Consider the following 13,863-nt stretch of genomic DNA (forward strand, 5'->3'; position numbering starts at 1 on the left):
ATGAAGATGCAACAGTTTTATTACGATAATAAAATCGTTAAAAAATTCATCTACGCTACACTTTTCTGGGGTATTATTGGCTTTTCAGTAGGGTTACTATTAGCCTTTATGTTTTTGTTTCCTAATGTAACAGATGGAATTTCTTGGTTAAGTTTTGGTCGTTTAAGACCATTGCACACAAACGCTGTAATTTTTGCATTTGTGGGTAATGCTATTTATGCAGGTGTCTATTATTCTTTGCAACGTTTGTTAAAAGCTAGAATGGCTAGTAACTTTCTAAGTAATTTTAATTTTTGGGGCTGGCAATTAATTATAGTTGCAGCAGCAATAACCTTACCATTAGGTTATACAAGTTCTAAAGAATATGCTGAGTTAGAATGGCCAATAGATATTATGATTGCATTGGTTTGGGTTGCATTTGGTGTAAACATGATTTGGACAATTCTTAAAAGAAGACAACGTCACTTATACGTGGCCATTTGGTTTTATTTAGGAACCTTTGTAACAGTTGCTGTATTACATATTTTTAACAGTTTAGCTTTACCAGTAGGTTTTTTAAAGAGTTATTCAGTTTACGCAGGAGTTCAAGATGCACTGGTTCAATGGTGGTATGGTCATAATGCTGTGGCATTTTTCTTAACGACACCCTTTTTAGGTTTAATGTATTATTTTGTGCCTAAAGCTGCAAACAGACCTGTGTATTCTTATCGATTATCTATAGTTCATTTTTGGTCTTTAATTTTTATCTATATCTGGGCTGGTCCTCACCATTTATTATATACTTCATTACCAAATTGGGCGCAAAATTTAGGTGTTGCATTTTCGGTAATGTTAATTGCTCCTTCTTGGGGAGGTATGATCAATGGTTTACTAACTTTAAGAGGTGCTTGGGATAAGGTAAGAACAGATCCTGTTTTAAAATTTATGGTGGTTGCAATCACAGGTTATGGTATGGCTACTTTTGAAGGCCCTATGCTATCACTTAAAAACGTAAACGCAATAGCACACTTTTCTGATTGGATCATTGCTCACGTGCATGTTGGAGCATTAGCTTGGAATGGGTTTTTCACCTTTGGTATGTTGTATTGGATGATTCCAAGAATTTTTAAAACTACTTTATACTCAAAAGCGTTAGCTAATTTTCATTTCTGGATAGGAACATTAGGTATTATTTTATATGCTTTACCTATGTATGTAGCAGGTTTTGTACAAGCTTCTATGTGGAAACAATTTAATCCTGATGGATCTCTAACCTATGGAAACTTTCTAGAAACCTTGAATGAGATTATTCCTATGTATTGGATGCGTGCCATTGGTGGATCTATGTATATTCTAGGAGCTATTGTAATGCTTTATAATGTAGTAAAAACGGTTAGAGCTGGTAGTACTGTACAAGATGAATTAGCAGAAGCTGCACCTTTAACCAAGGTTTCAAAATATAGAACTAAAGGTGAAGGATATCACACGTGGTTAGAAAGAAAACCTATTAAATTAACTATTTACGCTACAGTTGCTATTCTTATTGGAGGAGTTGTACAAATTATTCCAACTTTATTGGTAAAATCTAACATACCAACCATTAGCAGTGTAAAACCTTATACTCCTTTAGAGCTCGAAGGTAGAGATATCTACATTAGAGAAGGTTGTGTTGGTTGTCATTCACAAATGATTAGGCCTTTTAGAAGTGAGGTAGAGAGATATGGAGAATATTCAAAAGCAGGTGAATTTGTGTACGATCATCCATTTTTATGGGGAAGTAAAAGAACAGGGCCAGATTTACATAGAATTGGTGCAAAATATTCTGATAGCTGGCATTTAAATCACTTTTATGATCCTCAAAGTACATCTCCAGGTTCAATAATGCCTTCTTATAAATGGTTGATTAAAAATGAGTTGGACAAATCTAACACAGAAGATAAAATGAGAGCTATGGTTAGTTTAGGAGTGCCATATTCTGAAGAAGAAATTACCAACGCTCAACAATTAATGGATGAACAAGGAAAACAGATAGAAGAAAACCTATATCAAGATCCTGATTTTGCTAAGAGTTATTTAGAAGATAAAAAATATGCAAAAGAGAATAATGAGCCATTTGTAGAGATGAAAGACAGAGAATTGGTGGCAATTATTGCTTACATCCAAAGATTAGGAACAGATATTAAGGTAAAAGAAGAACAAAAAATCATCAAAAATTAAGATTATGCTAAAATTTGTAAAAAACCATATGGAAAGTATTACTGGCATAGAAATCTATCCATTAATATCATTAGTAATATTCTTTACATTCTTTGTAGCGCTTTTTTGGTGGGTAATTACAGCTAAGAAAGAATACATTCAAAGAGTAAGCAACATTCCTTTAGATTAATTATAAAAATGTAAACGATGAAAAAAAAGATTCAATCAATAATTTATATACTTTTTGTTTTAACTACATTTTTTGCATTAGTTAAGGCATTTATAGCCTATGAAAATCCGTTAAATTTTTTCGAAAACCCATTGGTATGGCTTGCTTTAATAGGTTTTGTATTAGTGATTTCATTAAAGGAATTGGTAAATTATTTGGCCACTAAAAAAGCAACAGAATTAATTAACGAGAAAGAAGGCATAATTCCAGAAGACCCTAATCTTTGGATTAAGAAGTTGATGGTAAAATGGACAAGAGCCAAATCTGTTGAAGAAGAAGAAAGCATTGTTCTAGATCATAATTACGATGGTATTCAGGAGTTAGATAATTCACTTCCTCCTTGGTGGGTATACATGTTTTATGCTACCATTTTATTTGCTGTTGTGTACCTAGTTCGATTTGAAATTATGGGTGGTGCCACTCCAGAAATGGAATATCAAGCAGCTGTAGCTCAAGCTCAAATGGAAGTAAATAAGTTTAAAAAATCTGCTCCAGATTTAATCACAGCTGAAACTGTAGAACTTTTAACAGATGCAAGCTCTTTAAAAAGGGGTAAAGCAGTCTTTAATTTAAATTGTGCTTCTTGTCATTTAGCTGATGGTGGTGGAGCTATTGGGCCTAATTTAACTGATGAATACTGGATATTAGGAGGTGGAGTTAAAAACGTATTTACAACTTTATTAAATGGTGGTAGAGATGGTAAAGGTATGATTTCATGGAAAAATACTTTGAAGCCATCAGATATGGAGAAAGTTGCTAGTTATGTTATTTCATTGCAAGGAACAACACCAGAAAAGGCAAAAGCGCCTCAAGGAGAAATTTGGAAAGAAGAATAGTTAGATAATGTTAGTTTTTAGTTAGTATGGAAACACCTGAGAACGAAAAATTTAGAGATAGTATTGGAACCATCAATAAAGAAGGAAAGCGTTCTTGGGTATTTCCTAAAAAACCAAATGGAAAATATTATAAGTATAGAAGTTATGTAAGTTACTTTCTATTAGCTTTTCTACTTTCTGCACCATTTATAAAAATTAACGGAAATCAGTTTCTGCTGTTTAATGTATTAGAAAGAAGGTTTAATATATTTAGCTTTCCATTTTGGCCACAAGATTTTCATCTCTTGGTAATTTCTATGATTACAGGTGTTGTTTTTGTAATACTGTTTACAGTGGTTTTTGGACGTTTATTTTGTGGTTGGATTTGCCCACAGACCATTTTTTTAGAAATGGTTTTTCGCAAAATTGAATATTGGATTGATGGTGATAGAGGAAAACAAATAAGACTAGATAAACAACCTTGGAATGCAGAAAAAATAAGAAAAAGACTTTTAAAATGGTTTGTGTTTTTTGTGATTTCATTTATCATAGCAAACGTTTTTTTAGCGTATTTAATTGGTGGAGATACTGTTATTAATTACATCACTGGTAATCCTTTAGATAATATTAATACACTTATTTCTTTAATTATTTTCACTTGTGTTTTTTACTTTGTATTTGCATGGTTTAGAGAGCAAGTGTGCATTATAGCTTGTCCTTATGGAAGATTGCAAGGTGTGCTTTTAGACAATAAAACCATTAATGTCGCCTACGATTATAAAAGAGGAGAAAGAGAACAAGGGCGTTCTAAATTTAAAAAGAATGAAGATAGAGAAGCTCTAGGTAAAGGTGATTGTATTGATTGTAAACAATGTGTAGTTGTTTGTCCTACAGGTATAGATATTAGAAATGGAACTCAATTAGAATGTGTAAACTGCACAGCTTGTATAGATGAATGCGATCATATTATGGAAAGTATCAACTTACCAAAAGGTTTAATTCGATATGCGAGTGAAGAGAATATCACTAAGAAAAAACCTTTTGAATTTACAGCAAGAATGAAAGGTTATTCTGCTGTTTTACTTATTCTAACAGGAATTTTGGTAGGTATGCTTTTTTTACGAAATGATGTAGAAGCACGAATTTTAAGATTACCAGGTCAATTATATCAGCAAAAGGAAAATAATATAATTAGCAACGTTTATACATTTAAAGTGATTAACAAAACAACCAAAGACATTGAAAATATGAGTTATAAATTGCTGTCTCATAAGGGTAAAATTCAGTTGGTTTCTAATCAAAACTTTATAATTCCGAAACAAGGCTTGGCAGAAGGTACTTTATTTATCGAGATAAATAAGTCTGTTTTAAAAGATGATAATGTAGATATTGAAATTGGTGTTTTTAGTAATGATGAATTATTAGAAACCACTAAAACCAATTTTTTAGGACCAAGAACATATAAATAATAGAATCATGAAAATAAATTGGGGTACAGGTATTGTAATTACGATAGTAGCATTTATTGCATTCATTATGTATTTTGTGGTAACCATGAGTACAAATCATACCTATAGTCATGATTTGGTTACAGAAAAATATTATCAGAAAGAATTGCAATTTCAAGATGAAATTGATGCCATAAAAAATTTGAATGAACTAAAATCCAAAGTTACAGTTCAAAGATCAGAAACAGGTTTAAAAATTCAACTTCCAGAAGATTTTAAAAATAAAAACATAGAAGGTAATGTGTTCCTATATAGACCATCTAATAAACAATTAGATTTTGATATTCCTATTTCAACTTCTAATACATATTTGCTCGTGCCTGAACAACGTTTAGTAGATGGTCGCTGGAACATTATAGTATTTTGGACATTTAAAAATAAACCTTATTTATTTAAAAAAGAAATTGTTTACTAATGTTACTTTCAGCACTCATATTTGGTTTATTGGGCAGTTTTCATTGCATAGGCATGTGTGGTCCAATAGCTTTTATTTTGCCTGTTGATAGACGCAATCAAACTAAAGCGTTCTTTCAGATATTAAGTTATCATTTTGGTAGAATTTTTACTTATGCTCTCATAGGTTTGTTATTTGGCTTATTAGGTAAAGGTTTTTATCTGTTTGGTTTTCAGCAACAAGTTTCAATTATTGTTGGTATTTTTATGATCGTTTTAATTCTATTTCCAAAGCTGTCTAATAAAATCCCACTATCTAAAGAGATTAGTCATATCATTTTAAAAGTTAAAAGTTCTTTAGGGAAAGAATTAAAAAAGAAAGGGAATGATACTTTTTTTACTCTTGGTTTTTTAAACGGATTTTTACCATGTGGCCTAGTTTATATGGCTTTATTTGGGGCCATAACAACTTCTTCATCACTTTATGGTAGCATTTATATGATGCTATTTGGTTTAGGCACAATACCTTTAATGACAATTTTTGTATATTTAGGAAACTTTACAAAGAATGGTTTTCGAAAAAAAATACAGAAAGTGATTCCAATTATGGTGGTTTTTATAGGTGTTTTATTTATAGTTAGAGGTTTAGGGCTTGGTATACCATACATATCTCCAGAACCTGTTTTGCAAAATGCATTAACTACAGTTTCAGGCTGTCATTAAATAAAATCTATTCATCTACACTTTTTGGTATTTCATCTATATTAATTTTTAATTAATCTACAGTAAAGTTCGGGCTATAAACTTTAAGGTATTTTTGATAAATTAAACAAAAGTCAAATGCGAACAGATAAGTTAAAAATACTTCTAGTAGAAGATGATAGAATAGAAGTTTTAAAGTTAAAAAGATCTATTGCTAAAGATTTAGATAATTACGAATTAGCTTTTGCAAGTAATGGTAAAGAGGCTTTTGAAAGGATTGAAGAAGACATGCCAAATTTAATTTTGTTAGATTTAAATATGCCAGATACAAATGGTATAGAATTTATGCAAATTATGAAGGGTAGAGATGATCTTTTGCATATTCCTGTAATTATTTTAACCACTTCAAATAATGAGAGAGATATACACGAGTGCTATAAACTAGGTATAGCAGGTTACGTGCTTAAACCATTAAAATACGAAGAATATGAAGCTAAAATTAAGGCTATTTTTAGGTACTGGAGCCTAAATGAATTTTTAAAATACTAACTATGAAAGGAATTGTTTTTACCGAATTTTTAGAACTTGTAGAAGAAAAATTTGGAATGGAAATGGTGGACTCTATTATTGAGGCATCAGAATTAGAATCAGAAGGGGTTTATACTGCTATAGGTACCTATAATTTTTCGGAAATGCTTTCCTTATTAACTAACTTAAGCGAACGAACAAATATTAGTATAGATGACTTGCTTTTGGTGTATGGAGAACACTTTTTTGGCGTTATTGAAAGAAGTTATATGGGACTTGTAGATACCTATAAAGATCCTATAGAAATGTTATCATCTATAGAGAACCATATTCACGTAGAAGTTCGTAAAATATATCCTGAAGCAGAATTACCAACATTTGTTGTAGAAGAAAAATCAGAAGATTTATTAATCATGGTGTACAAATCAAGTAGAGCTATGTACTATTTTGGTTTAGGATTAATGAACAGAACATTTAAACACTTCAAAACAACTGCAGAAATAACTTTAGAAAAACTAGCAGAAGATGGTACTGAAGTAAGATTCATAATTCGAAAAAATTAGTGAGTTCAGAAAAAGAAGAAATATTAAATAGAGCATTAAATAGACAAAAAAAAGCAAGACTTCAAGCAGAAAAAATTCTTGAAGATAAATCTCGTGAACTTTACAATACCTCATTAGAGTTAAAAAAAGTTAATGCGCAATTAGAAAGCCTTTTAGGTGAGAAAAATTCTCAACTACAAGGCGTTTTTGAGAATATTAACGATGCCTATCTTGTTATGGATTTAGAAGGCAATGTTATTAAAATGAATGATGTTGCAGAAAAGTTCTTTGAGTTTACACTAGAAGAAGAAGATGTAAATGTGGTAGATTTAATTTATTATGAAGACTATGAATATGCTATGGCTTCTTTTACACAACTTACTGAAAAAGGAAGGTTTGCAGATTATAATGCTAGAATAATTACCAAAAACAAAAATGTAAAATGGGTAAATATTAATGCTAGTGTAATTTTTGATAAAGATAATAATCCTATTGCAGCACAAGGTATTATTAGAGATGTTACTTCACAAAGAGAAAAGCAGCTTGTTTTAGATTTAATAAACGATACAGCAAAATCTATTTTAGGTAAAGAAGATGTAAATGAAATTGCTTGGGAGATTACCAATAAAATTACAGGTTACCTAAATACGGATAATTGCGTTGTTTATTTAATAAACTCAGACACTAAATTTTTAGAGCCTATAGCTACTTACAATACAGATAAAATTAATGATAGACCAAAATTATCGGTTGGTGAAGGTATTTTAGGTTCTGTTGCAAAATCGGGCATATCAGAAATAATAAATGATACTAGCCTAGAAGACAGGTATATTTCTTTCGGTAAGGAAAAGTTATCAATAATTTCTGTACCAATTATAAATGATAAAGAAATCATTGGAGTTATAGACGCAAGGCATACACAAAAAGACTTCTTTAAGCCAGAGCAAATAAATACCCTAGAAAGTGTCGCAAATTTGGTAGCTATGCAACTTAAAAGTGCCTTAAACTTAATAGAGCGTAAAAAAGCAGAGAAAGACAATGCAGATCTTTTATCTAAATTGGCAAAAAGTAATGAAGAGCTTAAAGAGTATGCTCATATTGTATCTCACGATTTAAAATCGCCATTAAGAAGTATATCAGCTTTAACTTCTTGGATTAAAATGGACAATGCAGATGTTTTTGATAAAGATAGTTTACAGAATTTTAATGATATAGAAACTACCTTAGAAAAAATGGATGCTTTAATTACAGATGTTCTAAAATTTTCTAGTTTAGATGCAACTGTTAACGAAGAGGATGAAGTAGATTTAGATGTTATGGTAAAAGAGGTTATACATATGCTTTATGTGCCATTGAATATTACCATAAATATTCAAGACAAACTACCTGTTATTAAAGGCGATAAAACAAAATTTCAACAACTTTTTCAGAATTTAATTGGTAATGCTATTAAATTTAATGACAAGGAAAATGGTTTTATTAATATTAATGTTAAAGACCTCAAATCGTTTTATAAATTTACGATTTCAGATAATGGAATTGGTATAGAACAACGAAATTTTGATAAGATTTTTAAAATATTTCAATCGTTAAAACAATCAGAAAATTCAAGTGGAATTGGCTTATCTATTGTTAAGAAAATTGTCGATATTTACAATGGTGAAATTTGGTTAGAATCTGAACTGAATAAAGGTACCACGTTTCATTTTACACTAAAAAAATAATATTGGAAACTCCGAATTTAAAAGTTATACAGCAGTATGCGCAAGGTGATGCAGAAACTGAAAAGATGTTGTTAGATATTGTTATTGAAGAATTTCCTGAAGAAAAAGAAAATTACTATCTCCATTTAGAAGCAAAAGATGCCAAGAAAACTCAAGAGGCAGTGCATAAAATAAAGCATAAAATAAGTATTTTGGGTCTTGAAAAAAGTTATGAAATAGCCAATACTTACGAGGCTAATTTACTTGAAAATAACTTTGATCTACAAAACGAATTTCATCAAATTTTAGAAAACATCACTTCATTTATAGCATCTTTATAGTACCATTTTCAAGTATTAAAGTTGTTGATTTTAAATAGGTTTAGGCCTAAATGTGTTCAAATAATAGTCATATTTAATCATTTAAAACATTTCTTTAAACGTAGCATAATTTCATTCGTCGACACTAATTTGTAATTTATCTACATAATAATTGTAGGAAACCGAAAAATAAATTTTACAACACTATTTGCGGTTAAATTTGTGGTATAAATCATATATCATGAAAAAATTACTACTTATTTTATTTACGTTTAGCACTTTAGGAATGGCTGCTCAATCATACAACTTTTTAGGAAGTTATGATGCTTTAGGAACTCCATTATATTTAGAGCCAGAAAGAGATGTTGTTTCAGTGGCAACTTTAGAAATGATAAGTAACTCATTACCTGAGTCTTATCCTGTTCCAGATTATAACCCACAATACATTACTGCAGGTTATGATACAGATATCAAATTAAATGATGATGCTGATGTTTGGATTACATTCATTAGTGAAGGTGCAGGTTACAGAAATGTTTTAGGTTTTTATACATATGATTTAGAAAACCCAATGACAAGTGCACCTGCCAAAGAAGATATTACAATTATTTTTCCTAATGCATCTGCTTTAGGAAGTGGAGGAGGATTATTAGTAGGAGATAAAGTAAAAATAGGATCATTTAAAGCTGGTACAGGAATTGGTTGGGTTTTATTAGCAAACGCTTGGAGCCAAACTACACAAACAGTTGGTAATGGTCATTGGCAATTATATTCTAACCCAGATTTTAATCCAGAAGCGAATGCCGATTTAAGATACCACAATGTGTTATTAGCAGATCCAGACAATGAAAGAGTAATATTAGGTTTTGAAGATATTAGAAGAGATTATGGTTCATGTGATAATGATTTTAACGATGCAATTTTTTATGTAACTGCAAACCCTTATGAAGCAATGGATACTACTAACTATGCAGATGTAGATGATGCAACAGATGTTAGTTCTGCAAATGATGGTGGTTTAGAAAGTAATGGTGATTTAGCAAATTTAATTGCAAAAAGAAATTTTAAAAGAGAAAAAGTAAAACATAATTTAAATAAGAAAGCGAATCAATTAAAGTTTTCTAAAAGTGCATATTCTAGCAAATCAGGTGCTACTTCATTAGCAGATTATTTACCTGAGACTGGTATGTACAAAACAGAGGTAGCTCAAATTTCTAGTCCAGATGATTTATTAGGTATTACAAATGCAGTAGAAATTTTCTCTTTAGACATGTATGAAGGAGACCAAAGAGTATCTGCAGTATTAGCAACATCTACAGAAGGTAAAATATATGACCATTCAAAAGTTATCTGTGATCGTTTAAATAACTCAAGTTTAGAAGATATTAGAACAGTAGAAACTAGAGGTCATCAAATTATTGCCTCTAAAATTAAAAGAGCATCAGAAGATATAGAGTATACCTTAAGTTTCTCTATTAAAACTGACGGATCTGAATTTGAATTGTTTAGCTTCTGGAATATAGATCAATACCCTGCAGGAAACTATCAAAACTTTCAAATTTGGGGTAGTTCATTCTCTCAAGTATTTGCAATTGCTAATCATATTATAGATACTCATACTGCTACAAACGGATTAAAAAGTACAAAAGTAGATAACGTGTTACCAAACGTATTTGTTAAGTCTGGTAAATATACCAATGGTGTTTTAGAATTAGAAATTATTAATAAAACAAAAGAAACGTCATTAGAATTTGTGGGAAATATTGCTAAAACAGAATTGTCTGATTATGAAGAAATGACTAGAACGTATGCCTTATCTGGTAACTATAATGAAATTTTAACTGTACAAACTGGTGTATTATTTGATATTGGTTTGTCTTTAGAAACAGATTCTTCACCACAAAAAGATGCTTTATATCTTGCAGATGGTCCTTGGGGATTAGATTATTTAGATGACCAAGCAACTGTGACTGACTTTGCAATATCAATTTCAGATAGAGTATATGATGAATCTAATTTTGATGTAGACAGAAATGTATCATTAACAGGAGATGTAAAAGGTAACATTAACTTATTCAGACATTTATTAGCAGGAGATCAAACAGTTGTTGCAACTGACTATAATTTTGTAAATGCAGAAATTGCAAACAATCAAGATATAGAAATTGTAATAATGCAGGAAGATGATAGAACATGGGAAAACAGATTAAGATATACTTTATCAGCAAGTAATACAAAGAGAGCTGTAAGTATTGATTTTGATATGTTTAAAGATGCAAGTGGTAAAAGTGCAACGATTGCTAACGTTAAAACAATAGTATTTTCTGTAATTGGAGATTTCTCAACTTACAAAGCATTTCAATTATCTGTAGATAATTTAGCATTGAGTGCTGCAGGAAGTGTATTATCTGCAGAAGACTTTAATTTGTCTGATGAAAATACATTGGTTAACTATCCAAATCCGTTTGCAACTAATACTACTATAGTATTACCAAACACATCAGAATTTGTAAATATTAAAGTATTTGATTTATTAGGTAGAACAGTAGATGTTAAAAAGATTACAACTAGCGGTTCTAGCACTAAAGTAAACTATACAGCACCAAAGGTAAACTCAGGTATTTATAAGTATGTAATAGAAGACGATGCTAAAAGAGTTCATAAAGGAACTTTTGTAATTAGCCAATAAGAAGACCCATTGAAGAGGATTGAAAAATCAAAAACGAAACAAGAAAATTTTTCATAGTACCCAAAATTTACCCTTATATAAAGACTAAAGTTAATTCTTTAGTCTTTATTTTTTATAGATAGGTTTGCCTAAAAAATACCATTTAAAACGTAAGCCAAGTTCTGTAAACGTAAAACCAGCAGCAGTTGCAGAGGCTATATTACTTCTTGTGCCATAAAAGTTTAGTAAACTTCTTTCAGAAAATTTATAACCTAAAGTAGTTTGTATTCTGTAGGTTCCTTGTCTTTCATCATCTTCAATGAACTGAAATCCAGTAGCCGCAGTTAAACCATAAAACCATTCTTTTTCTTTCGCAATATTTTCATCCTTAATTAGATTGATAAAAACTTCTACAGCATGAAATTTACTTGGACTAAAGTAAATAGTTGGTACTTGGTTTTTAAATGAAATGTTTTGATAATTAAAACCTCCTTTTAAAGATGGTTTCTTTAAAATATTGTAATACAAAGAAGTGAATAGTAGATTTCTAGTGTTACCATCATTTTGAGAAGTATAATAATACTGTGTAAACCATCCTAAATTAAAGTTAGTACTTAAACTGTAGTTTAAAATATAATTGTTCTGTACAATTTCTCTGTCTATTAATTCTGCATTAAAACTTTGTATGTCTCTCTTATAACCAATTTGTAAATCTTGCAGTTTAAATGGTTTTATATTAAAACTAACATCTGCTAATAACTGATTAAAACTATTGTTCTCTGCTTCAGAAGATGTAAAACCAAAACTACCATTTACAGTTAAGTTATTTAATAGTTGATAAGATGCACCTAAAAGAATGTTGTTTGATTTTGCATCTAAGTTTAAAACATCATTTGAGGTTGTTCTGTAATTGTAAGAGCCTGTAAGCTTAAATTTGGTAGACAAAGGTAATTCTGAATTTACGGTATACGAATAGGCTTTGTTGTTACCATTATCAAAAGAATAAGCAGCTTTTGTTTCTACAAATGGTGTAAATTGTTTGTCTAGTGTTTTTATAAACTGAGTAGCATCTTTCTGCTTTTTATAAAAATTTAAAGTGTTGTTTGCACTTTTGTAGGCATTCTCATAAAAACCAGAAGCTTTTAAAGCATTTGCTTTCCCTAGATTTCCATCAAAAGAAGCACTATCGTTCTCTAAAATTAAATTGTAATCAGCAATACTCTTTTTAAAATCACTTTTATAGATATTTAATGTAGCTCTTAAACTTAGCATCCAGTTTTCTGGCTCATCTGTATTTGCAAATAAAGTATCAATTTCACTTTCTGCAGCAGTATATTTATTATTCCAAATTAAGGCTTGAATGTACCTTTCTTTAGTTTGATTTTTTTCTGTTTCACTAGTGTTTTCAGTAATGGCTTCTAATGCCTTTTTGCTAGTTGCTAAAGCCAATTTCTCTTTTCCATTAATATGATGAGCTAACGCAATTCCGTTTAAAGAGATCAGTTTATTTTTAGGATCTAAGCCTAGTTGTTCATAGGTTGCTTTTGCTTTTTCTGGCTGATTAGAAATCAAATACAGATTGGCTAGGTTTAGTAAGGTTTCTTTATCATTCTCAAAACTTGAAAAGTTTTCATTTAAAATACGTTCTGCTTCATCATACTCTTTATCTGTAACCTTTGTATTAGCTAAACCTAATCTCATATACTTTTTACTAACAAGTGCATTAGGATTGTTAGGTGAAACTTTAAGTGCCTTATCTACATAAACAATTGCTTGCTCAAACTCTTTTAAGTTAGATAAAGTATTTGCATAACCCAAAAGAGCAGAGAAACTTTGATCATCTTCATCTACCAGGTTTTTATAATAAGATTTAGCCTTTTGAAACTGACTACCCCATAAAAGAGATTCAGCATAATTTAGTTTTACTTCAAAATCATTTGGATATTTCTCTAAAAGCTCTGTAAAAATTCGAGTAGCTTTAGTTGCATTACCTGTTAAACCAACAGCTCTTCCATAACAAAGTTTTGCAGTTTTATTGGTTGGAAAATCTTCTAAAATTTGTTTGAAAAAAACTTCTGCTTTTTTGTATTTACCTGTTTCTAAGTAGGTAAACCCTTCTTTCATTTCTTGTGAAAAGGTAAATTGTGCTATGAATACTATTAGAAGGAATAGGAGGTTTTTCGTTCGCATATGTATTAAAATTGGTTTTTGGCTTCAGCATTCAAATTGTAACGCTAATCTAAAGGTAATTGTTTTTCATCGATTATTTATTTAAAAATT

12 protein-coding genes are annotated in these 13,863 nt (G+C 30.2%); 11 read left to right on the forward strand and 1 reads right to left on the reverse strand.

What is annotated here, in order from left to right; all coding sequences use genetic code 11:
* From ccoN to V7R38_RS08710, 11 genes are all read left to right on the forward strand, one after another.
* Entirely contained in the window at positions 1–2,196 is a 2,196-nt protein-coding gene (gene ccoN / locus V7R38_RS08660) for a cytochrome-c oxidase, cbb3-type subunit I (RefSeq protein WP_334057607.1), read from the forward strand.
* A gap of 4 nt (positions 2,197–2,200) precedes the next feature.
* On the forward strand, positions 2,201–2,365 hold the full coding sequence (locus tag V7R38_RS08665) for a hypothetical protein (protein ID WP_015480409.1): 165 nt from the start codon (positions 2,201–2,203) through the stop codon (positions 2,363–2,365).
* A gap of 17 nt (positions 2,366–2,382) precedes the next feature.
* On the forward strand, positions 2,383–3,240 hold the full coding sequence (locus tag V7R38_RS08670; RefSeq protein ID WP_334057610.1) for a cbb3-type cytochrome c oxidase N-terminal domain-containing protein: 858 nt from the start codon (positions 2,383–2,385) through the stop codon (positions 3,238–3,240).
* Positions 3,241–3,266: 26 nt separating this feature from the next.
* Complete coding sequence (gene ccoG, locus V7R38_RS08675; RefSeq protein WP_334057612.1) at positions 3,267–4,688, forward strand: cytochrome c oxidase accessory protein CcoG; 1,422 nt, start codon at positions 3,267–3,269, stop codon at positions 4,686–4,688.
* Positions 4,689–4,695: 7 nt separating this feature from the next.
* Positions 4,696–5,142 (forward strand): FixH family protein, encoded by a 447-nt coding sequence (locus V7R38_RS08680; RefSeq protein WP_334057614.1) that lies wholly within the window; start codon positions 4,696–4,698, stop codon positions 5,140–5,142.
* Complete coding sequence (locus V7R38_RS08685) at positions 5,142–5,843, forward strand: sulfite exporter TauE/SafE family protein (protein WP_334057616.1); 702 nt, start codon at positions 5,142–5,144, stop codon at positions 5,841–5,843. Before V7R38_RS08680 ends, V7R38_RS08685 begins: the two co-directional genes overlap by 1 nt.
* 117 nt (positions 5,844–5,960) lie before the next feature.
* Complete coding sequence (locus V7R38_RS08690; protein ID WP_015480404.1) at positions 5,961–6,371, forward strand: response regulator; 411 nt, start codon at positions 5,961–5,963, stop codon at positions 6,369–6,371.
* A 2-nt stretch (positions 6,372–6,373) separates the two neighbouring features.
* Positions 6,374–6,913, forward strand: a complete 540-nt coding sequence (locus V7R38_RS08695; protein ID WP_334057619.1) for a heme NO-binding domain-containing protein — start codon at positions 6,374–6,376, stop codon at positions 6,911–6,913.
* The gene (locus tag V7R38_RS08700) at positions 6,913–8,616 is read left to right on the forward strand and encodes a GAF domain-containing sensor histidine kinase (RefSeq protein ID WP_334057621.1); all 1,704 of its coding nucleotides are present in this window, start codon (positions 6,913–6,915) and stop codon (positions 8,614–8,616) included. The genes V7R38_RS08695 and V7R38_RS08700 overlap by 1 nt, the downstream gene beginning before the upstream one ends.
* A gap of 2 nt (positions 8,617–8,618) precedes the next feature.
* Complete coding sequence (locus tag V7R38_RS08705; RefSeq protein ID WP_334057623.1) at positions 8,619–8,936, forward strand: Hpt domain-containing protein; 318 nt, start codon at positions 8,619–8,621, stop codon at positions 8,934–8,936.
* Between the two features lie 220 nt (positions 8,937–9,156).
* Complete coding sequence (locus V7R38_RS08710; protein WP_334057625.1) at positions 9,157–11,604, forward strand: DUF4114 domain-containing protein; 2,448 nt, start codon at positions 9,157–9,159, stop codon at positions 11,602–11,604.
* A 105-nt stretch (positions 11,605–11,709) separates the two neighbouring features.
* Here V7R38_RS08710 and V7R38_RS08715 read toward each other — a convergent pair whose 3' ends face one another.
* Positions 11,710–13,773, reverse strand: a complete 2,064-nt coding sequence (locus V7R38_RS08715) for a tetratricopeptide repeat protein (RefSeq protein ID WP_438825596.1) — start codon at positions 13,771–13,773, stop codon at positions 11,710–11,712.
* Positions 13,774–13,863: the final 90 nt, after the last annotated feature.

The sequence above is a fragment of the Polaribacter sp. P097 genome (assembly GCF_036864555.1).
In the GTDB taxonomy this organism is placed as follows: Bacteria; Bacteroidota; Bacteroidia; order Flavobacteriales; family Flavobacteriaceae; genus Polaribacter.

Coding starts and splice junctions, on each gene's coding strand:
- ccoG (WP_334057612.1), top strand. CDS start 3,267: ATGGAAACACCTGAGAACGAAAAATTTAGAGATAGTATTGGAACCATC.
- V7R38_RS08680 (WP_334057614.1), top strand. CDS start 4,696: ATGAAAATAAATTGGGGTACAGGTATTGTAATTACGATAGTAGCATTT.
- V7R38_RS08715 (WP_438825596.1), bottom strand. CDS start 13,773: ATGCGAACGAAAAACCTCCTATTCCTTCTAATAGTATTCATAGCACAA.
- V7R38_RS08670 (WP_334057610.1), top strand. CDS start 2,383: ATGAAAAAAAAGATTCAATCAATAATTTATATACTTTTTGTTTTAACT.
- V7R38_RS08690 (WP_015480404.1), top strand. CDS start 5,961: ATGCGAACAGATAAGTTAAAAATACTTCTAGTAGAAGATGATAGAATA.
- V7R38_RS08695 (WP_334057619.1), top strand. CDS start 6,374: ATGAAAGGAATTGTTTTTACCGAATTTTTAGAACTTGTAGAAGAAAAA.
- ccoN (WP_334057607.1), top strand. CDS start 1: ATGAAGATGCAACAGTTTTATTACGATAATAAAATCGTTAAAAAATTC.
- V7R38_RS08710 (WP_334057625.1), top strand. CDS start 9,157: ATGAAAAAATTACTACTTATTTTATTTACGTTTAGCACTTTAGGAATG.
- V7R38_RS08685 (WP_334057616.1), top strand. CDS start 5,142: ATGTTACTTTCAGCACTCATATTTGGTTTATTGGGCAGTTTTCATTGC.
- V7R38_RS08665 (WP_015480409.1), top strand. CDS start 2,201: ATGCTAAAATTTGTAAAAAACCATATGGAAAGTATTACTGGCATAGAA.